The sequence below is a fragment of the Steroidobacter cummioxidans genome, assembly GCF_003104955.1.
Genome location: NZ_LSRW01000017.1, coordinates 143984 through 168622, shown reverse-complemented (window position 1 = coordinate 168622; position 24639 = coordinate 143984). Strand labels below are relative to the sequence as shown.

Below are 24639 nucleotides of genomic sequence, written 5' to 3'. Positions count from 1 at the left end.
TCGCTAGAGCGCCACGAGGTACGAGCCGCACAGCCATCGTCAATCGTGTGTCACGTCTGCGGTCAGCATATATCCGACACCACGCACGGTGGTGATCGGCGCCTCCTCCCCTGCATTCGAAAGCTTGCGCCGCAAGCGGCTGACGAGGACGTCGATGCTGCGATCGGAAGCATCGCCCAGGCGCACGCGGGACAACTCGATCAATCGATCGCGCCCGAGAATGCGCTGTGGGCTGCCGATGAAGCTGGCGAGCAGGTCGAACTCGGCGCCGGTGAGGTCGATACTCGCACCGCTCGGCGACAACACCGAGCGACGTCGTAAATCCACCGTCCAGCCCGCGAACCGGACTTTTTCCTCGCGCGTGGGGCTGGCTTCGCTGTTGCTGGGGCGGCGACGCAGCACCGCGCGGATGCGCGCCAGCAACTCGCGCGTGCCGAACGGTTTGGCAATGTAGTCATCGGCACCGAGCTCCAGGCCGATGACCCGATCGGTTTCGTCGCCTTTGGCGCTGACGAAAATGATGGGCGTGTCGCTGCGCGCGCGCAGCTCGCGACATAGATCGATGCCACTCTGACCGGGCAGCATGATATCGAGCAGAATCAGATCGACCGGACGCTGATCGAGTGAGTTCCACATTTCCGGGCCGGAACGGGCCTGAAAAACGGCGAAACCGTTTTGCTGGAGTGCGCGAGTCATCAGCACTCGCAGGCCCGGATCATCCTCGACGACGAGCACAGCTTGGGCAGTCATGCAAGGTTACTGGGGTCTTCGGCTGCGTTGTAAACGCGGCATCTAGCCCGCTTCAGCGCCACTGAGTCAACCCGCTTTGAAACTTATGAGAGCCATGCGGGTCGGAACTATCTACGTAGAGATTTCAGTTCGCGACTGCGGGCCGATAGTTTTGGGCAAGCGGTGGCACCTCCATCGCCAGCGCCAGCGCCTCGCGCGCCAGGTCGATCAAGCGTCGCGTGCAGTACTCGTATTCGCCACGAGTGACGATGATCGAATACGACACTGCGCCGCCCTGCTCCGTCACACGCAACATAGCCCGAGCGGGATCGATGCGCGCAGGCTCCCGGCCCGACGCCTGCGCAACGCGCGCCAGCGCCTTCAATTCACGATACAACGCCGAGCCCGCGCCTGCCTCCAGCAAGGCAGCGAACGTCACAGTCGCAGCTTCGATGTCAATGCGCAGTCGGCTGAATCTGCCGTCGGGCCATTCGACTTCGATGGGCATGCGGCCAACGCGCAGCTTACCTTCCTGAAAGCTTCGCAATTCGCCGCGCTCCACCGCAGCACGTAGGACCGCGCAAACTGCCTTGACCTCTTTCGATCGCCGGATCGGCGCCACAAAGTCACAGGAGTGGGTCATGTCGCGTGATTTACTCAGAACCTGATTCACCTACCTGTCGGTAGGCGGCGCATAGGATAGGCGCTCGCGGCCCATGGCTCCAGTACTTCGGCGCAAGTTGTATGCATTGGACCTGTGAATCGCATACAGTGACGCTCCCAAATTTGCATGAATTATTCTCAGGTCAACAAAAAGAGTCCGGGTGAATGAGTCAAGACAGCTCCTTGTCAGCTAACGCGCGCGACAATCTTCGTAAGGCCGCTCTCGACTACCACGAGCGACCGACGCCCGGAAAACTGGCCATTACGGCCACCAAGCAACTGACCAACCAGCGCGATCTGGCACTGGCCTACTCGCCCGGCGTAGCCGCGGCGTGCGAAGCCATCGTCGACGATCCTCTGGCGGCATTTCGTTACACCGCGCGCGGCAATCTGGTCGCTGTCATCACCAACGGCACGGCAGTGCTCGGTCTTGGTGCGATCGGCCCGCTGGCGTCCAAGCCGGTGATGGAAGGCAAGGCGGTGCTGTTCAAGAAGTTCGCCGGCATCGACGTGTTCGACATCGAGCTGGATGTGAACGATCCGGACCGGCTGGTCGATGTGATTGCCGCGCTCGAGCCCACCTTCGGCGGCATCAACCTCGAAGACATCAAGGCGCCGGAGTGCTTCATCATCGAACGCCAGCTGCGCGAGCGCATGAAGATCCCGGTGTTCCATGACGACCAGCATGGCACCGCCATCATTGTGGCCGCCGCCGTGCTCAACGGTCTGCTGGTGGTCAACAAGGACATCAAGTCGGTGAAGCTGGCAGTCAGCGGTGCCGGTGCCGCCGCGCTCGCCTGCGTCGACCTGCTGGTCGATATCGGTTTACCGCGCGAAAATGTGTGGCTCACCGATCTTGCCGGCGCGGTTTACACGGGCCGCAAGGAACTGATGGATCCGGAGAAGGAGCGCTTTGCGCAGGACACCGACAAGCGCACGCTCGCCGAAGTCATCGTCGATGCTGACATATTCCTGGGCCTGTCGGCCGGCGGCGTGTTGAAGCCGCACATGGTCGCCACCATGAAGCCGAACCCGCTGATTCTGGCGCTCGCCAACCCGACGCCTGAAATCCTGCCCGAAGAAGTCGCGGCCGTACGCAGCGACGCAGTGATGGCCACCGGCCGCACCGATTATCCCAATCAAGTGAACAACGTCCTGTGCTTCCCGTACATCTTCCGGGGCGCGCTCGATGTTGGCGCCACGACGATCACGCGCTCGATGGAAATCGCGGCCGTGCATGCGATCGCCGAACTGGCCCGTCAGGAACAGAACGACATCGTCGCGAGCGCCTACAACACCGAAAATCTCAGCTTCGGTCCGCAGTACATCATCCCCAAGCCGTTCGATCCGCGGCTGATCGTGAAGATCGCGCCTGCCGTTGCAAAAGCGGCCATGGACAGCGGCGTGGCAACCCGACCGATCGCCGACTTCGACGCCTACGGCCAGAAGCTGCAACAGTTCGTGTACCACAGCGGCACGTTCATGCAGCCCGTGTTCGCCGCCGCTCGCCGCGTCAAGCCGGAGCATGCGCGCATCATCTTTGCCGAAGGTGAAGAAGAGCGCGTGCTGCGCGCGGCGCAGATTCTGGTCGATGAGAAATTGGGGCGCCCGATTCTGATCGGCCGTCGCGCCGTCATCGACAAGCGCATTCAGAAATACGGACTGCGCCTGAAGCGCGATGAACACTTCACCAACGTCGATCCGGAGAACGATCCGCGCTATCGCGAATACTGGGACGACTATCGCCGCCTGATGGGTCGCCAGGGCGTGACCGCGCAGTACGCCAAGCTCGAGATGCGCCGACGCACGACGCTGATCGCGGCGATGCTGATGAAGAAGGGCGAAGGCGATGGCATGATCTGCGGCACGATCAGCAGCAGCGGCCGGCATCTCAAGTACGTCGATCGCGTACTGGGCAAGAAGCCTGGTACCAGCGTGTACGGCGCAATGAGCGCGCTGGTGCTGCCGGGCAGACAGTTGTTCATCGTCGATACGCACGTGAATCTGGATCCGACGGCGGAAGAGCTGGCCGAGATCACTGTGCTGGCCGCCGAGGAAGTCAGGAACTTCGGTATCGAGCCCAAGATCGCGCTGATCTCACATTCCAACTTCGGCACCAGCAATGCGCCGTCGGCCGTGAAGATGCGTCGAGTGCTGGAACTGGTGCGTGCCAGCGCGCCGCACCTGGACATCGATGGCGAGATGCATGGCGACTCGGCGCTCGATGAAGCAATCCGCAAGACCGCGCTGCCCGAGACCACCCTGCATGGCTCGGCGAACCTGCTGGTGCTGCCGAACCTGGATGCGGCCAATATCTCTTACAACCTGCTCAAGACCGCCGCCGGTCAGAACGTGGCGATCGGGCCGATCCTGTTGGGCTGCGCCGCGCCGGTGACCATCCTGACACCGTCGGTCACAGTGCGCCGGATCGTGAACATGGCGGCACTGACCGTCGTGCACGCCAACGCCGCCAAGCAGATTCAGCTGGGGCTGTCCTCACCCTGAGCGAACGGTTACGGTCGCTCCCCTTAAAGGAGCGACCGTCTGCGGAGCGTTACTTGCGCTTACCCTTGCGATCGTCGTCGTCATACTCATGTGACAGCGTCTCACCGCTGCGACGATCGATCACCATCTCGATCTCGCGCCCCTGTGCGTCATAGCCCTCGACCTTGGCGATCAGATCGCGCAGCTTGATCTCCTTCACCTTGATGCCCTGGGCACCGAGACGGCTCTCGATGTCGGCGATGCTCAGCGCATTGGCGGGCACCTTGACGACCTGCTCGGGTGCACTACTTTGAGCCCAGGCCGACGCGCCAGCCACGCCCATCATCGCCACCACGGCCGCCAGCATCAGCGCACGCACGCCGTTAGTTTCAATAGTCATGCCACTTCTCCTATGTAAGACTGACAGCGGCCCGCTTCGAGAAAGGGGAGCTATCGGGCTGCCATGGCGACGTAATCTACGCACGGCACGCTGACGACAACCCGACACCCACCGTCAGCTTGGCGTCAGCGCCCGGCAGTCACAGTAAAGCCATGAAATCCAGATTTCTCGTCGCTTGCGCGCTGCTGCTCGGCACGCTGTCGTTCGGCGTGTCCACGGGGCTGGCCGACAAGCAAGACAGGAAGAGAGAACAACACACGCTGGTGCGCGAAGCCCTGCAGCGCGGCGAAGTGCTGCCGCTGGTCAAGATTCTCGAAATCGCCAACCAGCAGGTGCCCGGCGATGTGATCGAAGTCGAGCTCGAGAACAAGAAAGAGGCGCTGATCTACGAAATAAAAATACTCACTGGCACCGGCCGCGTGCGCGAAGTGAAAATAGATGCCCGTACCGGCGCGGTAGTGAAAGTCGAGGACGATTGAATTGCGTGCCCTGGTGATCGAAGACGAAGCGGCGGTCGCTGCAGACCTGGCGCAAGCCCTGGCTAGCGCCGGCTTCGTCGTGGACATCGCCACCGAAGGCGAAGACGCCTGGTACAAGGGCAGCGTCGAAGATTACGACGTCGCCGTGCTGGATCTGGGCCTGCCACGCATCGACGGTCTGTCAGTACTGAAACGTTGGCGCAGTGCGCAGCGCACGTTCCCTGTGCTGATTCTCTCTGCCCGCAACGACTGGACTGAAAAGGTCGCGGGCATCGAAGCCGGCGCCGACGACTATCTCGGCAAGCCTTTCGAGATGGGCGAGCTGATCGCCCGCATTCGCGGCCTGGTCCGTCGCGCTGCCGGCAGAGCCTCCTCGACCATCGAGGTCGGCGATCTGGTGCTCGACACGCATCGCATGTCCGCGACCTTCGGCGGTCGCCCGATCCGATTGTCGCAATTGGAATTTCGTTTCCTCGACTATCTCGCGCATCAAAGCGGGCGCGCGGTTTCGGCCGGCGAGCTGGCGGAACATTTGTATGGCGCCGACGAGCCCGGCGACTCCAACGCCATTGAAGCGCTGGTGGTGCGGTTACGACGCAAGATCGGTCCGCAGGTGATCGAGACCCGGCGCGGCTTTGGATATTTGCTCGCCGGTGATGGTGAGTGATGCTGCGATCCCTGCGCGTTCGGCTGCTGCTGGGCGCTGCGATCGCGATCTTCCTGGCGCTGGCCGCCGCCTGGGTGGCGATGACCGTGCTGTTCGAGCGCCATGTCGAGCATCGCATCGAAGCCGATCTGATTCGCGACGGTCTGCAACTCGCGGCAGCGTTATCCGTTGCACCAGACGGCACTCCCGTCCTGGAGCACGAGCCCGGCGATTCGCGGTTCTTCGACCCGGCCAGCGGCCTGTACTGGCAGGTCTCCACGCCGCAAGGCGTATTGAACTCCCGCTCGCTGTGGGACCAACATCTGCCCGAGCCCAAGAATGTCACTTCACTGGAGTGGCAGAATCGCATCCTCGCTGGTCCATTCAATCAGCAGGTGTTGCTGGTCGAGCGCTTCATCCGTCCCGTGCGCGCAAACACGGATGTATTGATCCAGCTCGCGCACGAACAAAGGTCCCTGCATGAAGCTCGCGAAGAATTCGGCGAGGAGCTGGCGTTGTTCCTCGCGATCCTGTGGCTCATCCTCTCCGCTGCCGCGTGGGCGCAAGTCGAGTTGGGACTACGACCGCTGCGCCACGTGCGCAACGAAGTAGAAACATTGAAGCGCAATCCTCGCGAGCGCATGACCGCAGTGCATGCCACCGAGATCGAGCCACTCACTCGGGCCATCAATGAGCTTGCCGACGCTCGTGAGAAGGATTTGAGCCGAGCACGCCGCCGCGCTGCGGATCTCGCGCATGGTTTGAAAACACCGCTCGCTGCGCTAGCGGCGCAGAGTCGTCGCGCCCGTGAAGCCGGCGCTAGAGAAGCGGCGGACGGACTCGATCAGGCGATCTCGGCAGCCACGTCTGCAATCGAAGGTGAGCTGGCTCGCAGCCGAGCCGCTGCGATTCGTGCCGCGCCGAGTGGCAATACCACGATCGCTCAGCCGCTGATCGAATCGCTGGTCGGGGTCGTGGAAAAAACCGAGTTCGGCGCCAGGCTGGTGTTCGAAGTCAACGTTGCGGAGGACTTGCGCCTGCCGGTGGCCGGTGAAGATCTGCTCGAGATCGCGGGCGCTTTGATCGAAAACGCGGCACGCTATGCTCGTCGACGCGTGCGTGTGACCGGGCAAGCGATCGCAGGCGGCGCGTTGGTCGTCGAGGACGACGGCCCTGGGATCGAATCGGAAAAGGTCGCCGAGGTGCTGATGCGCGGCGGACGACTCGACGAGGCCGGCTCGGGCCACGGCCTGGGCCTCGCCATCGCGAACGATCTCGTCGATGCCACGCGCGGCGCCCTCACACTGCTGCGTTCGGAGCTCGGCGGACTGAAGGTCACCGTTGCCTGGCCGGCGACAGATCTCAGCGCGAGCCGTTGAGGAAGTTACGAACCCAGCCCGCCACGCGCTGCGCATCGTTCGGCGCCTGCAACGAAGCCACCGCGGAATCCGCGAAGTCCTGCTGATAGCGAGTGCCCCGGCGCAAATCGATGAGCGCCGTGGCGTAGTTCGGCGAAAACTCCGGATGCCCTTGAAATGAAATCGCGCGACGCTGCGGATACTCGAGCACTGCGTACGGCGTGAACTCGCTGGCTGCCAGCACGATCGCATCCGAGGGCAGCTCGACGATCTGATCCTGATGCGACACTGGAATGCTCAGCGTCGGCCCGCGATCCGAATTCATCCAGTCGGCGTGCCGCTTGATGTCATAACTGTGCAACCCCGCACCCCACCCTTTCGGAGACTTGGTCACGCGGCCGCCGTAAGCCTCCGCCATGATCTGATGGCCGAAACAAATGCCGACCATGGACGCCTGCCCCGCCGACTGCTGAATGAACTGCTTCAGCGACTCGATCCACGGGTCGCCGTCATACACACCTGAAGCGGAGCCGGTAATGACATAGGCATCGTGGCTATCGATCCGCTCGGGCAGTTGGCCGTTGCGCACGTCGTAATAGGAATATCGATACTCCGGCCCCAATAGTTGCCGGAACATGTCGCCATATGAGCCAAAGTGGTGCTGCAGATCTCCCGGCGGGGCGCCGGTCTCGAGAATGCCCAGGTGCATCGCGATCCTAAGAAAAGGACGATGGCGCCTAGCATAGCAATGCCACGCGTTATTTCCCCTAAGACATTCCCGGTGCGCGCTGTCCCATCTCTACCGCTTCTCAATACGACAGCGTTACTCGCACGCCCCCGTAACGCTTGAAGTCGCGCGCCGGCAGGATCTCGGTGGCGAGCTGGTTGCCGAAGTTGCCGAACTGATTGCCGCCGCCCACCGCGTAGCCCGTGTCGAACACGTTGTTGATGAACAGCGTGACGCGATAGCGATCTTCGAGGTGATGAATGCCGGCGGACAAGTTCAGGATCCCGTAACTTTCCTGGACGGTCTGCGGATCCTGATTCAGCGAGAAATTCTGCTCGCTTTGCCAAACGTAGCTGCCGCTGAAGACGCCTTCGAAAGGCCGCGAGCCCAGGTCGATGCCGTAGTCCCAACCGACGTTGAGTTTCCATTCCGGGGCACTGGGCAACCGCTTGCCCGCCAGATCCTGCCGCTGCGGCGTCCCGGTGCAGCCCTGTGCCGCCGTCTGACCGGGATAGCAATTCGCCGTCGGATACTTGTCGATGAACGCATCGACGTACGCAATCGCACCGTTCAGACGCAAGTTGTCGCTCGCCCGCCAATCGGTTTCCAACTCCACACCGCGTGTCTTCACCGTGCCCACATTGGTGAGTCGATAGTTCTGCGCGCCTCCGATGAACTCGATGCCTTGCTGCTGGAAATCCTCGTAGTCCACATTGAACGCCGTGACATTCAGCACCAGGCTCCGATCGAGCAGGCGACTCTTGAAACCGATCTCGTAAGACTTTGACGTCTCCGGTTCGACCGGGCCCGCAGCTGCACGCGCGGCGTTGAAACCAGTCGTCAGATCGTACGTCTGACCTTTGTGACCGGTGGCATGCGAGACGAACAGCATGAAGTCATCGGTGAACTCGTGCCGCAAGCCGATGCGATAGGTCGACGCTTCATCGGTCGATGAGCCGCGAAACGACGCCGAGTTCTGAATGTCAGCGAACGTGTAATCGATCTTTTCGTCCTGGAAGCGCGCACCGAGAGTCGCAGTGGTCGCAGGCAGGAACGTCCAGTCGGCCTGGCCGAATACCGCCTTCACGGTCGAGCCCGCCGTCGCGTACCAGTTGGCGAGCGAGAACAGCGGTCCGCGACTGAAGCGGCGAGTCAGATCGTTGTCGCCATAGAACAGGCCCAGGGTGTAGCGGATGTCGCCATCCGCGGGCGACAGCAATCGAAATTCCTGAGTAACGACATTGGCGCCGAAGCGGCCGCCCTGGAAATTGTCGATCTGGGCGTACGAGGTGCGATCCACGTCCAGGCGGTCGTCGAGCTGGAACTCGTCGTGGGAGGAAATCGACGTGAGCGTGAAGTCGTTGGCGAAGTCATAGCTCACTTTGAGCGATTGACCGAAGCCGTCGGATCGCGCCATCGGCTCGACATCATGGCTGATGCGCAGATTGTCCTCGCTCGCAACGATGCCCGGCATCGTCACATCCGAGCTCAGCGCGGGATTGCCCCGCAGGCGTGCGGCAGGTGACATTCGGCTCAAAGAGGACACTGCCGTCGCCTCGCCTTCCGAGTAGTTCATACCCAGCGTAACGGTCAGCGCATCGGTCGCATCCCATTGCAGCTTGCCGCGCAGGGTCGTGTCATCGCGGCCATTGACGGTCTTGCCTGTCGCGATGTTGTCGATGTTGCCTTTGAAGTCGCTGTGGCTGCCGGTGACTCGATACTTCAAGCGCGAGCCGATCGGCCCCGACACGCTCACCGCGCCACGATATTCGTCATCCGTGGTGGCTTGCAGGTTGATCAACGAAGTGAATTCATCGGTCGGTGCACGTGTAGTGATGTTGATCAAACCGGCGGAGGCGCTTTTCCCATACAGCGTGCTCTGTGGTCCGCGCAGAACCTCGACGCGCTCCACGTCGGTGAGGTCGGTGAATGCGCGCGCCTGGAAGGCAACCGGAACATCATCCAACTGAACAGCGACGCTAGGCTCGACGCCAATGCCGAATGCAAAAGTACCGATGCCGCGCAACGCAACCGACGCATTCACCGGTTGATCGGCGGCGCGAATGTTGAGTGACGGCGCGACTTTCGCCATGTCCGCGAACTCACGCACACCGGCGCTTTCCATTTGACTTTCGGACACGACGGAGACGGCCAGTGGCACGTCCTGCACGTTCTCGACTCGCTTCTGCGCCGTGACGACCACCTCTTCGAGCTGGCGGCCGGCGTCTGTATTGGTTTGAGCCTGAATCGATGGGACCACGATGAGCGCGCACGCGATGGCGCTCGCAGGCACAGTGAACCTACTCATCTTGTACCTCCCTGGCTCGGGTAGCTTCATGCCGCCCGTGGCGCCGAAAGTATCAATTGGCCTGACCACTTACAAGTATTAGGTCAGGCCGGCACCTGGAACCGCTCCCCACGAGCCCGCCTGGGCCAGGGGAATTCGGCGGCAATTTGCCGGGCCGCGACTTGTGGCAATTGGTCAAGCCAGCAATAATGCCGACCATCCCGTCAGGCGACCTGCAACTCAAGAAAATGCCAGCAGACACACAGCGACTGTACGAACGCATCGCTCAGAAGCTGGCGACTGGTATCGCGCGCGGCGAATACAAAGTCGGCCAGCGCCTGCCTTCCGAGCGCGAGCTGGCGCAGGCCTTCTCGGTGTCGCGCCCGACGGTTCGTGAAGCAATCATCGCGCTGGAGCTGGACCGGCTCGTCGAAGTGCGCGTCGGCTCCGGCGTATACGTCACGAATACCGAGCCGCCCGGCGGCAAAGCCGGCGCGACCGATATTGGCCCGTTCGAATTGCTCGAAGCGCGACGCTCCATCGAAGGTGAGGTTTGCGCACTGGCCGCCAGTCGCATCGACGACTCGCAGCTCGAAGAGCTGGCGTCGCTGCTCAATGAGATGCGCAACGAAAACGAGCATGACGTGATGGCCAGCGAAGATGCCGACCGACGGTTTCATGAGCTGATCGCGGCAGCCACTCAGAACAGCGGCATGATCGCCGTCGTGAAAATGCTCTGGGATGCGCGCACCCGCTCGCCGCAAAGCCGCTCGCTCAGCGCCAAAGTCCGCGCGACCGGCGTCAAGCCTCGCATCGACGAGCACACCGCGATTCTCAAAGCGCTTCGCCAGCGCGACGCGGACGGAGCTCGGGCCGCGATGCGCGAACATCTGACGCGCGTCATCGATGCCTTGCTCAAGGCTACCGAGGTCCAGGAGCTGGAGCGCGCCCGTCAGCAGATCGCCGAGCAGCGCAAGCGGTACTCCCTCGGCAGCAAGTAGTCGATAACGTGAAGCGGCGCAGGTTTAGGCGACTGCGCCGTTGACATCGCCAATTGGTCAGGCCACAGTGGCATGACCAATAACCTTGCGCCGCTGCGATCCTCCATGCACACCATTGTCGACGCCCGCGTCATCATCACCTGCCCGGGCCGCAACTTCGTCACGCTCAAGATCACCACCAAGAGCGGCGTCTACGGCCTGGGTGACGCCACCCTCAATGGCCGCGAGCTCGCCGTCGCGAGCTATCTCACAGACCACGTGGTTCCTTGTTTGATCGGTCGCGACGCGCGGCAGATCGAAGATATCTGGCAGTTCTTCTATCGAGGCGCTTACTGGCGTCGTGGCCCGGTCACCATGACCGCCATCGCGGCCGTCGACGTAGCGCTGTGGGACATCAAAGCCAAGAACGCCAACATGCCGCTATACGACTTGCTCGGCGGTGCCAGCCGCACGGGCGTGATGGTGTATGGCCACGCGAACGGCAAGGACATCGACGAAACCATCGCGCAGGCGAAGAAATATAAAGAGATGGGCTACAAGGCGATTCGTCTGCAAAGCGGCGTGCCCGGCCTGGCTTCGACCTATGGCGTGTCCAAGGACAAGCTTTACTACGAACCCGCCGACGCCGCGAAGCCCACGGAAAACGTCTGGTCGACGAGCAAATACATGCCGACCGTGCCGAAGCTGTTTGCTACCGCTCGCGAGGCGCTCGGCTGGGACGTGCACCTGCTCCACGATGTGCATCACCGGTTGACGCCGCTCGAAGCCGGCCGTCTCGGCAAGGATCTCGAACCGTTCCGTCCGTTCTGGCTCGAGGACGCGACGCCCGCGGAAAATCAGGCAGGCTTCCGCACGATCCGCCAGCACACGACGACGCCGTTGGCCGTCGGCGAAGTGTTCAACTCAGTGTGGGACGCGAAGCAATTGCTCGATGAGCAATTGATCGATTACATCCGCACAACCATCGTGCACGCCGGCGGTATCAGCCACGTACGGCGCATCGCGCACCTCGCTGAACTGAACAATGTGAGAACCGGCTTCCACGGCGCCACCGACTTGTCGCCGGTGTGCATGGGGGCGGCATTGCATTTCGATCTGTGGGTGCCGAACTTCGGCATTCAGGAATATATGCGCCACACCGACGAGACCGACGCGGTGTTCCCGCACGCGTACACGTTCTCGAACGGCGATTTGCATCCCGGCGAGGCACCGGGCCATGGCGTCGATATCGATGAAGCGCTGGCCGCGAAATATCCCTATCGACCAGCGAGCCTGCCCGTCAACCGTCTCGAGGACGGCACGCTGTTCAACTGGTAGCGTCCGGTTCCGACTTCGCCAGCGGCAGCGTAAAGTGCACGGCTGTGCCCTTGCCCACTTCGCTCTCGATCCAGATGCGCCCCTCGTGCGCTTCGACGATGCGCTTGGTGATGTAGAGCCCGAGGCCGGTGCCATTGCGCCGGTTCTTGGCGCCTGAGAAATAGGCGTCGAATACCAGCGGCAGATCCTCGCCGGCAATGCCGGGCCCGGTGTCGATGACCGAGGCCTGGATGTGCTCCTCGTCGTGCTGCAGGCTGACGCGGATCTGATCGCCATGGCGACAGAACTTGATCGCATTGCCCAGCAGATTCGAGAACACCTGCAGCACGCGCTCCCGATCGCACAACACGACCGATGCGAGCGCGTCACACTCCGCCGTGAGCCGAATGCCCTTCTGTTGAGCCAACGGCTCATGCACGGCGACCGCTTCATTCACCAGATACGCGGCAATCTCCGGCCGCGGCTTCACTTCGATACGACCGGTACGAATGCTGGCCATGTCGAGCAGGTCCGCGATCACCCGGCTCATCAGATCGACCGTACTCGACAAGCGCCCATGGATCGCAGCCCTGGCATCGGCGCCCAGCTTCTCCGGCGGCTTGTTGAGCATCTGCACGCCGCTCTTGATGGCCTGCAGAAAGTTACGAATGTCGTGCGACACGACGGCCAGCACATCCTCGCGCGCCTGCACGGCGTCGCGCAGTAGCGCCTCGCTCTCCTGCAACTGCTGATATTGCTCGGCGAGCTTCTTGCGCTGCTGATCCAGCCCGATGAAGGTGTCGGTCTTGTGACGCAGGATGTTCGGATCGACCGGCTTGAACAGAAAGTCCACCGCACCGGACTCGTAGCCGCGAAATACCCGGTTCGCCTCCCCGGTGCCAGCAGTCAGAAAGATGATGGGAATGTATTTTGAGCGCTCCGTGCCGCGCATGTATTCGGCGAGCTCGAAGCCATTCATCTCCGGCATCTGCACATCGACGAATGCCAGCGCGAACTCGTGCTGCAGAACCAGCTCGAGCGCTTCGGTGCCCGAGCGGGCGGTGATGATGTCCGCATCGTCCCGGCGCAGCAGCGCCTCCAGCGCGACCAGATTCTCATCGATGTCATCGACGACCAGAATGCGCGAGCGCTCGGTCATGACGACCTCCCGCTCAGCAATGTCGTCAGGCCAGAGGCTATGTCGTTGGGCGACCATACGTAAGTGGGCTCGAACAAGGCCAGCGCCGCGGCCGGCATGATGGCCACCTCGGCGGACAGCGGCGATTGCACGATGGTCGTGCCCCCCGCCGCGTGAATCTCCTGCAAACCGGTGGCGCCATCTTCACTGGCACCGCTCAATAAAACCCCGATGAGGCGCGCGCCATACACATCGGCTGCCGTCTCGAACAGCACGTCGATGGAAGGCCGGGAAAAATGCACCGGTGGATCGACCGACAGCGCAAAGGCGCCCTGCGACTCGATCAACAGGTGATAACTCGGCGGCGCGATGTAAATGGTGCCTGCGGCCATCGGTTCCTTGTCTTCCGCCTGCTTGACGGTCAGCGACGTGTCGGCCCCGAGCAACTCGGCAAGACCGCTCGAATGCGAAGGTAAATGAATCACGATCACCACCGGACAGGCCAGTGATTGCGGCAATTCGCGCACTATCATACGCAATACTTCGAGCGCGCCCGCCGAGCCTCCGATGACTACTGCGACCGGCGCAGCCATCAATCCACCCTCCGATAGATTTTCTGCTCGCCACTGACCTCCTGGAAGCGATGCGCATGAGCCGAGAAGCGCACCGACTCCTTGGTGCCCAGACACAGGAAGCCGCGCCGGCACAACGCATCGTTGAACAGCCCGAGCGCCCGATCCTGCAAGGTCTTGTCGAAGTAGATCAGCACATTGCGACACGACACCAACTGCACTTCGGAAAAAATGCTGTCGGTCGCGAGGCTGTGATCGGCAAACGTGATGTGCTGCTTCAACTCCGGCGACATCACCGCGCTGTCCCGAGATGCATGGTAGTAATCGGACAGCGAGCCGTGACCACCCGCCGTGCGATGGTTCAGCGTGAACTGTTTCATCCGATCGAGCGAATACACGCCCTTCTGCGCCTTGCGCAGACTCTCATCGTTGATGTCAGTGGCGTAGATCCGCGTACGATCCAGCAGCCCTTCCTCCGCCAGCAGAATCGCGTATGAGTACGCTTCCTCACCGGTGCTGCAGCCAGCGACCCAAAGCTTGAGCGACGGATAGGTCGCCAGCAGCGGCACCACCTGCCGGCGCACAGCCAGAAAGAACTCCGGATCGCGAAACAGATCGCTGACCTGCACGGTGAGATATTCGAGCAGGCGCGGAAACGCGCTCTCATCCCTCAACACCCGTTCCTGCAACTGCGCCAGCGTCTGGCACTGAAAGTGAGTCAGCGCTTGCAGCAGGCGGCGTTTCAACGATGCGGCGGCGTATTGGCGAAAGTCATAGTGATACCGCTGGTACACCGTTTCCAGCAGCTGGCGAATCTCCGCTTCCGAGATTTCCAGCCTCAACGCGGCGCTCCTCGCCGCGCGGGCATCCAGATGCGCAGCAGCGACAACAGTTTCTCGATGTCGATGGGCTTGGTGATGTAATCGTTGGCGCCGGCCTGCAGGCATTTCTGCCGGTCATCCGGCATGGCCTTGGCAGTCAGCGCGATGATGGGCAGGTTCGCCCAGCGACGCTCGGCGCGAATCGCCCGCGTCGCTTCGAAGCCGTCCATCTCGGGCATCATGATGTCCATCAACACCAGATCGATCTCTGGATTGCGCGCCAGCACGTCGAGCGCTTCGAGGCCGTTGCGAGCGATGTCGATGATGGCGCCGTGCGGCTCGAGCACTCGCGTGATCGCGAACACGTTGCGCACGTCGTCCTCTACCAACAGGATCCGACGCTTCTCGAACACGGATTCGCGGCTGCGCGCCACCCGCAGCATGCGCTGATGTTCCGCCGGCAGAGACGCCTCCACTCGGTGCAGGAACAAGGTCACTTCATCCAGCAGTCGCTCGGGCGAGCGCGTGCCTTTGATGATGATGGACTTGGAGTAGCGACGCAGCTGCTGCTCTTCATCCGCGGACAGCGTGCGACCGGTATAAACGATCACCGGCGGGAACGAATACGTCTCGTCGGTCGCCATCTTCTCCAGCAGCTCATAGCCCGAAGCATCGGGCAGCGCCAGATCCAGCACCATGCAGTCGAAGGTCGATGAGCGCAGCTTCTCCAGCGCGTCCCCGGCCGAAGCGACCGCGACCGTCTGGACCTGCTCGGAGCGCAACAGATGTTCGATGCTGTCGCGTTGCATGGCGTTGTCTTCAACGATGAGCACCGCTCGGGTGGCAGCGTCATTCGCCTTGCTGGCCAGTTTAGTCAGCGAATTCAGCAGCTGATCTCGCTCCACCGGCTTGCGCAACACATTCGCGGCACCCATTTCCAACGCAACGTGCGTGTAGTCGTGACCCGAAACGACCTGCACCGGAATGTGCCGGGTCGCCGGATCGTGCTTGAGCCGGTCGAGCACCGTCAGACCGGTGTGATCCGGCAAGCGAATGTCGAGCACGATGGCCGTCGGCCGATGCTTCAGCGCCAGCTCGATGCCTTCGTCGGCCGTCGTCGCGATGATGCATTCGAATTGCAGGCCGGATGCGAGCGTGGCAATCGTCTGCGCGAACGATGCGTCATCCTCGACGATGAGCAGTACGCGCGCGCCACTGGAAATCGACGGCGCAGGCTCCGCAGCCCGCACGGCGTGCCTGCTGTCCCGAGTGCGCATCGGAACGCTGATGGGCGGCGGTGGAATGACGCGCTCCGATTTCTCTTCCTGCGCCGGCATGTCCCGCGGCAGCACCAGAGTGAACGTGCTGCCCGCGCCGAGCTCGCTGTGCAATTCGATGCGGCCGCCGAGCATCGCCGCCAGCTCGCGAGAGATCGACAGGCCCAGACCGGTGCCGCCGAAACGGCGGTTGGTGGTGCCGTCGGCCTGACGGAACGGCTCGAAAATGATTGCCTGCTTGTCCGGCGGAATGCCGATGCCGCTGTCTTCGACCGTGAACGCGATTTCGCCGCTCTCGGCGCGCGTGGAGATCTTGAGGGAAACCTTGCCCTGCATAGTGAACTTCAGCGCATTCGACAGCAGGTTGCGCAGAATCTGACGCAGCCGCTGCGAGTCCGTCTCGAGCTCGCTGGGCGCATCGGACGCGAGCGTCAGCTCCAGCTCCACCCGCTTCTGACTCGCCATGGGCCGGAACATCTGCCCCATGTTGTCGAGCAATGATCGCAGCCCGATGTGCTCGCGCTTCAGGTCGATCTGCCGCGCTTCGATCTTCGACAGGTCGAGAATGTCGTTGATCAGCTCGAGCAGATCGTTGCCCGCCGAGTAGATATTGCGCGCGAACTTCACCTGTTCTTCGGTGAGATTGCCGGGGGCGTTGTCGGCCAGCAGCTTCGCCAGAATCAGCGAGCTGTTCAGCGGCGTGCGCAGCTCGTGCGACATGTTGGCGAGGAACTCGGACTTGAACTGGTTGGAGCGCTCCAGCTCTCCCGCCTTGCCGAGCAGCTCACGCCGCGCGGCGTCCAGATCGTCGTTCTGGTGCGCGAGCATCTGCATGTGTTCTTCGAGCTGGACATTGCTCTGCTCCAGCTCGGCCTGCTGCGCCTCCAGGCGCGCCTGGCTGTCGCGAAGCATATTGCTCTGCTGTTCGAGCTCTTCATTGCTGACGCGCAGCTCTTCCTGCTGGGTCTGCAGCTCTTCGGCCTGCCGCTGAGTCGCGCGCAGCAGCTCTTCTCGCTCACTGCGCAAGCGAGCGGTCCGGATCGCCACGCCCATCGGCTCGCTCAACAGCTCGAGCAATTCCAGATCGGCCCGGCCGATGGCCTCGATGAAGCCCAGCTCCAGCGCGCCGATGGTTTCGCCGTCGGCCATCACGGGAGTCACGAGCAGCGTCTTGGGACGGATGGTGCCGAGCGCGCCGGTGATTTCCAGCTCGTCGGCCGGGACGGAATTCAAATGAATGGTCTTACGGCCCTTGAGCACCTGACCGACCAGCCCATCGTCGGCCGCAATGCTGACTCGGGCCGGATGCGCGGCGGGAACTGCGTAACCGCCGATGAAGGCCGCGCCAGCAGCGTCCTGACGGGCGTACAGGGCACCGACGCTGGCGCCCAGATACTCACTGATGAACGAGATGATCCGCTCGCCGACGTCAGTCATCGACAACTCGCCCAACACCCGTTGCGAAAGGATCGATTGCGCCGTCCGCATCCACTCGTCTTTACGTAACGACTGGCGCGTGATGATGGTCATGCGGGTCTGAAAGGCGAACGCCCAGATCACGACCGTGGCGAAGCTGCGATTCATGATCGCGACGCTCACCGTCCCGCCCTCGGGCGAGAACATGAAGTCGATGACGATCAGGATGGTCGACAGCCCGGCGACAGCGATCGGCGCGCCCGGGCGGGTCAGGAAGATGCAGGCGCCGAGCGGGATGAGGTAGAACAGCCAGGTCGCCACCCCGATCCTGGTCTGCAGATCGACCACGAAGATCGCGAGCATGCTCGCGGCAATGAACACATACCAACCGTCGTGCGTCTCTTTCTCGAAACGTTTACGCATATCGCTGCTTTGGATTCCGCTGGTGCCGCGGCGTCAGGAATCTGGCCGCAGCTTAATAATTGGCATGACGCGGACAACGAGCCAAGGCGAGCGAAAGTTCCCAGTTGTGGTCAATTTTTTGCAGGTCGGGGCTTCAGCATCTTGTAAAAGATATGAGTGGCGCAGAACGCGCCGTCGGGCATGAGCGCGAAGTCCGGAATCGTGCCGCTGTACTGCCAGCCTTGACGGCGATACAGACGCTCGGCGGCATCGCTGGCTGTGTCGAGTACCAGCACGGTCTTGCCTACGCTCAGCGCCCCCTCTTCAGCGGCCGTCAGCAAGGCCGCACCAACTCCGAGCTGGCGCGCTTTCCGATGCACCAGCATTTTCGACAAGTCGCCTCGGTGCGGCTGGTTCTCCGGCAGATCCAGCACCACCTGCACGGTGCCGACAATGGCGCCTGAGCCGTCTTCGGCGGCGAAGATCATCCGCTCGCCGCGCGCCGCGCTTTCTGCCGCCTTTACCCAGAAGGCGCGCGCCTTCTCGATCGTCATGGGCAGCATGAAGCTCACCGACGCGCCGCCTTCGACGCAATCGATCAGCACCTCGCTCAAGCCTTGAATCTCTCGTTCGCCAATGACTTGCAGGCGACGAATCTGAATGCCGTCCGGCACGTGAAATCCTTTGCAGGGCGTCCTGCGAGTCCGAAAAAGATATACAGACGCGGATATGTGTTCAATGGCTGGCACAGGCGCGCGGCCGGGATGATACTGTATATAACACCAGCCCCGCAGTATCCCCATGTCGACCGGGAATCCCCCACCACCGGCGGCCGCGCCGTCCATTTCTGCCACTGCTTCCGCGACTCTGTCGGTGGCTGTGCGAGTGTTGTGCCAATTCACCGCCAAGCGCGGCGATCTGGACTTGCGCTTCACACCCGCACCTAGTGCTCGCGAAGGTATCGCGGGCCACATCAGCGTCGCGAACCGTCGCAGTGGGCGCGATTATCAAGCCGAGGTGACGCTCGAAGGCACGCACGATGGCCTGCAAGTGCGTGGCCGCGCCGATGGTTATGACAGCAAGAGGCGACGACTCGATGAATGCAAAACGTATCGCGGCGACCTGGCCCGCATGCCGGACAATCATCGCGCGTTGCATTGGGCTCAAGCGAAGATGTATGGCGCGATGTTGTGCCGGAAGCAGCAACTGCGCGAGCTTCGCGTCGCTCTCGTTTATTACGACGTCGACACCGAGGATGAGACCGTGCTGGCGGAAGATTTCACCGCCGAAGAGCTGCAGGCATTCTTTGCAGAGCATTGCGCTCGCTACGCCGCGTGGGGCCGCGCCGAGCTGGAGTATCGCCAGGCGCGCGATCGGGCGCTGCTGGGGTTGAGCTTTCCTTACGATTTCTATCCAGCGCAACGTCAGCTGGCCGAGACGGTTTATCGGGCCGCCGCGTCGGGCGAGCATTTGCTCGCTCAAGCCCCCACCGGGGTGGGCAAGACCATCGGCACGCTGTTCCCCATGCTCAAGGCCATGGGTGCGCAGAAGATCGATCGCATTTTCTATCTCACTGCGAAGACCACCGGGCGCCAGCTCGCGCTCGACGCGTTGCAGGCGCTGACGCCACCGGATCTCAAGCTGCGCGTTCTGGAAATCACGGCGCGCGAGAAGGTTTGCAAATATCCGGACTCGGCCTGTCACGGCGACTCCTGCCCGCTCGCCAAGAGATTCTATGACCGCTTGCCCGGCGCCAGATCGGCGGCACTCCACCGCGGCACGATGACTCAGAAGATCATTGGCAGTATCGCCACCGAGCACAGCATCTGTCCCTATTTCCTGTCGCAGGAACTGGCGCGCTGGAGCGACGTGGTAATTGGCGACTACAACTATTACTTCGACCAAAGCGCGTTCCTGTATGGCCTCGCACAGGAGCAAGGTTGGCGCGTCGGCGTGCTGGTCGACGAGGCGCACAACCTGATCGAGCGCTCCCGACGCATGTATTCGGCAGCCATCGACGCGGAAACGTTGCGGCGAGCGAAAAAAGAGTCGCCGCCCTTGCTCAGGGGCGCCATTCAACGGCTCAGCGCTCAATTCCAGCGCATCGCCGATGCGCAGCAGGTGCCGTATCAAGTTTATGACATGCCACCGAAGTCATTGCTGAAGGCACTGGACACATACATCAGCCAGCAAGGCGCTCTTGCCGACCAGGCGCTGCTGTTCCCGGAACACGTGCAGAAGCTGTTCTTCGACGCGCTGGCTTTTCATGGGCTCGCGGAGGACTTCGCCGAACACTCGCTGTTCGACATCACCCATCCGGAACACGCGACCTTTACGATCCGCAACGTCGTGCCCGCGCCCTTCCTCAAACTGCGCTTCGCACACACGACCTCAGTAGTGCTGTTCTCGGCCACCCTGTCGCCTCGCGAGTTCTATCTGGACTTGTTGGGCCTGCCCGACACCACCCGCTGGCTGGATGTGGAGTCGCCGTTCTCGCCGGAGCAGCTCGATGTGCAACTGGTGCAGCATATTTCCACGCGCTATCAACATCGCGACGATTCGATCGCGCCCATGGTCGAGCTCATCGTTCGTCAGTTCGAGCGCCGGCCCGGAAACTATCTGGTGTTCGCGAGCAGCTTCGATTACCTCGCGCGAATTGCGCAGGAGCTGGACCGCGTCGCTCCGCACATTCCGAATCGGCTGCAGGTTCGAAATATGTCGGAGGCCGAGCGCAAACAGTTCATCGACGGCTTCGCGCCCGATGGCCGCAGCCTCGCGCTCGCGGTTTTAGGTGGCGCGTTCGGCGAAGGCATCGATTTGCCGGGCGAGCGCATGATCGGCGCGTTCATCGCCACGCTTGGGCTGCCGCAACTCAATGACGTAAGCGAGCAGATGCGCCAGCGCCTGGACGAGCTGTTCGAGGCCGGCTATGCGTACACTTATTTATACCCCGGCTTACAAAAGGTCATCCAAGCCGCGGGGCGTGTCATCCGAACACGCAACGATCGCGGTATCGTGTATTTGATCGACGACCGCTTCGGCCAGCGCGAGGTGCGGCAGCAGTTGCCGAAATGGTGGAAGTTGCGGAAATTGCCCGCGCCCCGCCCGAAGCGGGCAAGTCCTGACCCAAGTGCCGATCGGGCGGGTTAATCTTCGGCGCATGACAGCCGCGCCCGCTCCGAGCACCTTCACCGTCCGGCAACCCGCCGCCGGGCTGGCGCGCTATGTCAGCCAATACTGGCTCAGCCTCAACAACACGTCGCCCGTGTACGCGGCCTTGCCGGACGGATGTGTCGACCTGGTGCTCGAAGTCACCGCCCGGGGCTATCGCTCGTGGATCTATGGCAGCACGACGCGTCCCACCGCGATTCCCTGCAGGGCCGGCACTCATTACCTCGGCATTCGATTTCATCCGGGGCAGAGCCGTCATTTCATTGACGCCGCCGCGCATGAGATCACGGATGGTCGTGAGGACCTGCGGACCTTGATGCGCTTTCCATCGGAACGCATTGCCACTCACATTGCGACCGAGGCGTTGTTCGACGAGCTCGATGCGATTCTGATCGAAGTGCTGTGTCGGGCTCCGCCAGTTGAAAGTTACATCGATGGCGTCGTTCAGCACATCAGCGCTCAGCATGGCGTCACGAGGATCGAGGATGTCGCGCTCCGCTTTGGCAGGAGTCGCCGGCAGATGGAACGCGTGTTCCTGCAGACCGTCGGTGTGCCGCTGAAATTCTTTTGCATGATCTCTCGGCTGCGGCATGCGGCCGATCTGATCGTTCATCCGCCTGCGCGCTCTTTAACCACGATTGCGCATGACGCCGGCTATTCCGACCAGGCCCACATGACGCGCGACTTCGCCCGCCTGGCCGGCACCTCTCCTGGCCGACTGCGGACGGATGACGCATTTTTTCAATACCACTCGCCCCGCTGAGCGCATGCTCGCGTTTTCTGCCGCCAGGACTCGTCATGCAATTGGAATCCGCCTACCCGGTCATCGTCACTGACGCCCTCGACGCGTGCCGCGATTTCTATGTGCGCCACTTCGGCTTCGAGGTCGTGTTCGAGTCGTCGTGGTTCATCTATCTGGCATCGACAGCCAATCCGGTGCTGGCCATCGCGTTCATGTCCCCCGACCATCCGTCGTCGCCGCCCGGACCCGAGAAGTTCAACGGCCAGGGCATGTTCTTCACCCTGCAGGTGACCGACGCAGCGACCGAGTTTGTAAAAGTACGGCAGTCGGGCGCGCGCATTGCGTACGAGCTGCGCGATGAACCTTGGGGTCAACGCCGCTTCGGGCTGGTCGATCCGTCGGGCACCTGGGTCGATGTGGTCCAGCAGATCGAGCCGGCGGCGGGGTTCTGGGATCCTTATATGAAGAGCGCCTAGCGGCAGACTCGATACGGACCGCGATCGAAGTGGAAGTGATCGCGGTGAGCGGCATTGTAATTTGGGCTGAGCACGCCATCGAAGAAGCGGCACGCACCGGTACGAATCTCTCTTAGAAACGCGCCGCTTGCTCCGTCCTCCTCCCAATCCTTCAGTACGCGAATCCGGCGACCGTCTTCGAGCACGAAGCCCGCGACATCCAGCGCTTCCGCGTTCGCATGCTGACTTCGCGTCGCCTGGGCACGGCCGTACACATTGCGACAGGAATAGCTGCCAAAGTGCTCCAGGGTCGCGACCTTCTGGCCGAAATGCCTTTGCGCCGCCGGGTCGAGCACGTGGCGCTCCCAGAGGGCCAGAGACACTGCCGTCCGGCAGCTCAAGGAGAACGGCTTGCCAACTCGACTCGTTGTCCGCTCGACACGCACCGCGTTGAAAAATCCGCACGCCGGGCCGGTAACGCGGTTGTCCAGCCGCTGGTATTCGATGTCGGTCGTCGCCAGCACCTGCTGACATTGCTCAGCGCGTTCCGACAGCCGATCGAGCTTGTACCGGGTGAGAAAGTTGGGCTCGGCATTTACATCCAGCTGCTCCCACGGGTTCCAATCCGGTGGCACGTCGATCATGCCGCTGCGTACCCCGTAGACCGCGGCGGCGACAGTCAGCGCGAGCAAAGCGAGTAGAAACACCAGGCGCATGGAACAAGAACCCGCAGCTTGCCGCCAAGGTTGCATGCACTGCGACCCGCCGCCTCGTTTAAACCCAAGACCCGGCCAGTGCATCTGAAGCGAAAACATCGTCGAGGCGGAGCCGCATGCGCCCAACCATTCAATCGACATTGCTCAAAAGTGGCATCGCAATTGTTGGCGTGTTTCTGGCGGCAAGTGCCGCTTCTGCAAAAGACCGCGAGATCCGGTGGGCCGAGGACCTGGTCGTTGCGAGAGATAGCTTTCTCGACAGGGACCGCAGCTATTCCGAGCAAGCCCGGCGCGCAGCGCGTGAAGAGATCGAACGCACCCGTAAAAACATCGGTCAGCTCTCCGATCAACAGATCGTCGCCAGCCTGGCTCGCGCAGCAGCGCTCTCGGACAACGCTCATACACGAGCCTATCTGCTACGAAACCGAAGTTACTGGCGTCGCTATCCCCTTCGGATCTGGCGCTTCGACGACGGTTGGTACGTCGTCGCCGCGAGGGCCGACGCTGTGCCGCTCCTGGGTCGCCGCATTTCCCACATCCACGGCGTCCCCATCGAGCAAGCCTTCGAGAAAGTTGCACCTCTCTACGCCGGCAACAGTGGCTGGTCGACTTATATGGGCACTTACACACTGACCAGTCCTGACGCTCTCATGGGCGTCGGATTGATCGACGATGCGGTCGCCAGTTTTTCGGTGGTGGGCGACGATGCTTCGCTATCGGTGACGTTACGCCCCGAGCCGCTCGACCCACGCACCACCCCGGAAGAGAGCTGGTGGTTCCTTTCTCCCCAACATCCCGCCGCATCCGGCTGGACTCACGCACTGAAGTCGGTCGATCTGCCGCCGGCCCTGACCTCGCCAGCAGTCCATTACGTGTTCTCTCGATGCGACCGCGATGTTCTCTATGTTCGCTACAACCGCGCGTCCAACGGGCCCGGCGCTGAAACAGTAAGGATGTTCGGCGAGAGACTGATCGAGAGTATTGCTTCCCAGCCGCCTCGCAAGCTCGTCCTCGACCTGCGTTTCAACACGGGCGGCGATCTTTCGCTGGGTCAGCCGTTGATCGAGGCATTGGCCAGATCCAACCTCGCGCACGAGCCAGGCGCGATTGCCGTGCTGGTCGGCCCCACAACGTTCTCGGCCGGAATCACCCCTGCCGCCTGGTTGCGTGCTCATAGCAAGGCGATCCTCGTTGGCGCTCATCCCGGCGACCGACCCGACTTCTGGGCCGAGGGCGGCAATGTCACTTTGCCGAACTCAGGCCTGGTGATGCATTACGCCGATGGCTTGCATCAATACTCCGATGCCCCCGTGCCGCCGGGTATCAAGGAACATCTGCCGTTGCACATCGACGTGCGCAGTTTGGAACCGGACATCACGATGTCGTGGTCGTGGCGCGACTACATCGCTGGCGTAGATCCTATTTTTCAGCCTCGGACTTGTCTGGTGTCTGCAGCTCCTCGGTGATGCGCAGCCTGTGCACCACCAGCTCGTCGATCTCGACGCGACGAATCCGAGCGCGTCCGATCGCGAGCCGCCCGATGGCCACAGCGCCGATGGCCAGCGCACCCATAGCGATCGCACCTAAAGCGAACGCGCCCATCGCGGTGGAACCGATTGCTCGTGTGCCTATCGCCTGCGCGCCAATCGCTTGCGACCGATGCCGAAGGTCACGCCTCCAGCGAGGCGCCCGGTAGCGGGAAAGAATCTTCGACCGATAGTCGGCCCATTTGGGTTTTCGGTATGACATGGAGTCCTCCGGCGAATCACTCAACCCGAGCACAAATCCTGCCTGACCCGTGCCAGTCACGCGTGAATATTTTCGAGTCGGACGAGCCTGTCCCGCGCTTGATTTCCGCA

At 62.1% G+C, this 24639-nt stretch carries 22 protein-coding genes; 10 read left to right on the top strand and 12 right to left on the bottom strand.

Annotated features, from left to right (window positions below):
• Positions 1–39: 39 nt before the first annotated feature.
• Both D0550_RS11090 and D0550_RS11085 read right to left on the bottom strand, forming a co-directional pair.
• A complete protein-coding gene (locus tag D0550_RS11090; RefSeq protein WP_116809245.1) occupies positions 40–750 on the bottom strand; it encodes a response regulator in 711 nt (236 codons plus the stop codon).
• 124 nt (positions 751–874) lie between these two features.
• Positions 875–1276, bottom strand: coding sequence for a hypothetical protein (locus tag D0550_RS11085; protein ID WP_153067119.1), 402 nt, complete (start codon positions 1274–1276; stop codon positions 875–877).
• Between the two features lie 281 nt (positions 1277–1557).
• Here D0550_RS11085 and D0550_RS11080 point away from each other — a divergent pair, with 281 nt between their 5' ends.
• A complete protein-coding gene (locus D0550_RS11080) occupies positions 1558–3897 on the top strand; it encodes an NADP-dependent malic enzyme (RefSeq protein WP_116809243.1) in 2340 nt (779 codons plus the stop codon).
• Between the two features lie 49 nt (positions 3898–3946).
• On the opposite strand, the gene D0550_RS11075 is transcribed toward D0550_RS11080, so the two are convergent.
• A complete protein-coding gene (locus D0550_RS11075; protein ID WP_116809242.1) occupies positions 3947–4276 on the bottom strand; it encodes a PepSY domain-containing protein in 330 nt (109 codons plus the stop codon).
• A 152-nt stretch (positions 4277–4428) separates the two neighbouring features.
• On the opposite strand from D0550_RS11075, the gene D0550_RS11070 reads away from it, so the two are divergent.
• Genes D0550_RS11070 through D0550_RS11060 form a run of 3 tightly spaced genes read left to right on the top strand, consistent with a single transcriptional unit; the run spans position 4429 to position 6780 of the window.
• A complete protein-coding gene (locus D0550_RS11070) occupies positions 4429–4755 on the top strand; it encodes a PepSY domain-containing protein (protein WP_116809241.1) in 327 nt (108 codons plus the stop codon).
• A gap of 1 nt (position 4756) precedes the next feature.
• On the top strand, positions 4757–5422 hold the full coding sequence (locus D0550_RS11065) for a response regulator transcription factor (RefSeq protein WP_116809240.1): 666 nt from the start codon (positions 4757–4759) through the stop codon (positions 5420–5422).
• A complete protein-coding gene (locus D0550_RS11060) occupies positions 5422–6780 on the top strand; it encodes a sensor histidine kinase (RefSeq protein ID WP_116809239.1) in 1359 nt (452 codons plus the stop codon). The genes D0550_RS11065 and D0550_RS11060 overlap by 1 nt, the downstream gene beginning before the upstream one ends.
• Here D0550_RS11060 and D0550_RS11055 read toward each other — a convergent pair.
• Both D0550_RS11055 and D0550_RS11050 read right to left on the bottom strand, forming a co-directional pair.
• Complete coding sequence (locus tag D0550_RS11055; protein ID WP_116809238.1) at positions 6764–7468, bottom strand: glutamine amidotransferase-related protein; 705 nt, start codon at positions 7466–7468, stop codon at positions 6764–6766. The genes D0550_RS11060 and D0550_RS11055 overlap by 17 nt on opposite strands.
• Positions 7469–7568: 100 nt before the next feature.
• Complete coding sequence (locus D0550_RS11050; protein ID WP_161965761.1) at positions 7569–9794, bottom strand: TonB-dependent receptor; 2226 nt, start codon at positions 9792–9794, stop codon at positions 7569–7571.
• Between the two features lie 188 nt (positions 9795–9982).
• On the opposite strand from D0550_RS11050, the gene D0550_RS11045 reads away from it, so the two are divergent.
• Positions 9983–10774 (top strand): FadR/GntR family transcriptional regulator, encoded by a 792-nt coding sequence (locus D0550_RS11045; RefSeq protein WP_206606207.1) that lies wholly within the window; start codon positions 9983–9985, stop codon positions 10772–10774.
• A 105-nt stretch (positions 10775–10879) separates the two neighbouring features.
• Positions 10880–12091 carry a D-mannonate dehydratase ManD gene (gene manD / locus D0550_RS11040; RefSeq protein WP_116809318.1) on the top strand — a complete coding sequence of 404 codons (1212 nt, stop codon included), beginning with the start codon at positions 10880–10882 and terminating at the stop codon, positions 12089–12091.
• On the opposite strand, the gene D0550_RS11035 is transcribed toward manD, so the two are convergent.
• The 5 genes from D0550_RS11035 to D0550_RS11015 form a co-directional block, all read right to left on the bottom strand.
• Positions 12081–13229: a hybrid sensor histidine kinase/response regulator gene (locus D0550_RS11035; protein WP_161965760.1), complete on the bottom strand. Its 1149-nt coding sequence runs from the start codon at positions 13227–13229 to the stop codon at positions 12081–12083. The two genes, manD and D0550_RS11035, sit on opposite strands and share 11 nt — an antisense overlap.
• Positions 13226–13801, bottom strand: coding sequence for a chemotaxis protein CheB (locus tag D0550_RS11030; RefSeq protein WP_116809317.1), 576 nt, complete (start codon positions 13799–13801; stop codon positions 13226–13228). The genes D0550_RS11035 and D0550_RS11030 overlap by 4 nt, the downstream gene beginning before the upstream one ends.
• Positions 13801–14622: a CheR family methyltransferase gene (locus D0550_RS11025; protein ID WP_241520783.1), complete on the bottom strand. Its 822-nt coding sequence runs from the start codon at positions 14620–14622 to the stop codon at positions 13801–13803. The genes D0550_RS11030 and D0550_RS11025 overlap by 1 nt, the downstream gene beginning before the upstream one ends.
• Entirely contained in the window at positions 14619–17717 is a 3099-nt protein-coding gene (locus D0550_RS11020; protein ID WP_116809234.1) for a response regulator, read from the bottom strand. Before D0550_RS11020 ends, D0550_RS11025 begins: the two co-directional genes overlap by 4 nt.
• A gap of 110 nt (positions 17718–17827) precedes the next feature.
• Positions 17828–18370, bottom strand: a complete 543-nt coding sequence (locus D0550_RS11015; protein WP_241520782.1) for a GNAT family N-acetyltransferase — start codon at positions 18368–18370, stop codon at positions 17828–17830.
• Positions 18371–18497: 127 nt separating this feature from the next.
• On the opposite strand from D0550_RS11015, the gene D0550_RS11010 reads away from it, so the two are divergent.
• Genes D0550_RS11010 through D0550_RS11000 form a run of 3 tightly spaced genes read left to right on the top strand, consistent with a single transcriptional unit; the run spans position 18498 to position 22085 of the window.
• Positions 18498–20846, top strand: coding sequence for an ATP-dependent DNA helicase (locus D0550_RS11010; RefSeq protein ID WP_116809232.1), 2349 nt, complete (start codon positions 18498–18500; stop codon positions 20844–20846).
• Positions 20847–20856: 10 nt separating this feature from the next.
• A complete protein-coding gene (locus tag D0550_RS11005) occupies positions 20857–21630 on the top strand; it encodes an AraC family transcriptional regulator (protein ID WP_116809231.1) in 774 nt (257 codons plus the stop codon).
• Positions 21631–21665: 35 nt separating this feature from the next.
• Entirely contained in the window at positions 21666–22085 is a 420-nt protein-coding gene (locus D0550_RS11000; RefSeq protein ID WP_116809230.1) for a VOC family protein, read from the top strand.
• Here the strand turns inward: D0550_RS11000 and D0550_RS10995 are convergent.
• Positions 22082–22780 (bottom strand): extensin-like domain-containing protein, encoded by a 699-nt coding sequence (locus tag D0550_RS10995; protein ID WP_116809229.1) that lies wholly within the window; start codon positions 22778–22780, stop codon positions 22082–22084. The genes D0550_RS11000 and D0550_RS10995 overlap by 4 nt on opposite strands.
• A gap of 116 nt (positions 22781–22896) precedes the next feature.
• On the opposite strand from D0550_RS10995, the gene D0550_RS10990 reads away from it, so the two are divergent.
• Positions 22897–24246 (top strand): S41 family peptidase, encoded by a 1350-nt coding sequence (locus D0550_RS10990; RefSeq protein WP_116809228.1) that lies wholly within the window; start codon positions 22897–22899, stop codon positions 24244–24246.
• On the opposite strand, the gene D0550_RS10985 is transcribed toward D0550_RS10990, so the two are convergent.
• Positions 24200–24529: a hypothetical protein gene (locus D0550_RS10985; protein ID WP_206606206.1), complete on the bottom strand. Its 330-nt coding sequence runs from the start codon at positions 24527–24529 to the stop codon at positions 24200–24202. The genes D0550_RS10990 and D0550_RS10985 overlap by 47 nt on opposite strands.
• Between the last annotated feature and the right edge of the window lie 110 nt (positions 24530–24639).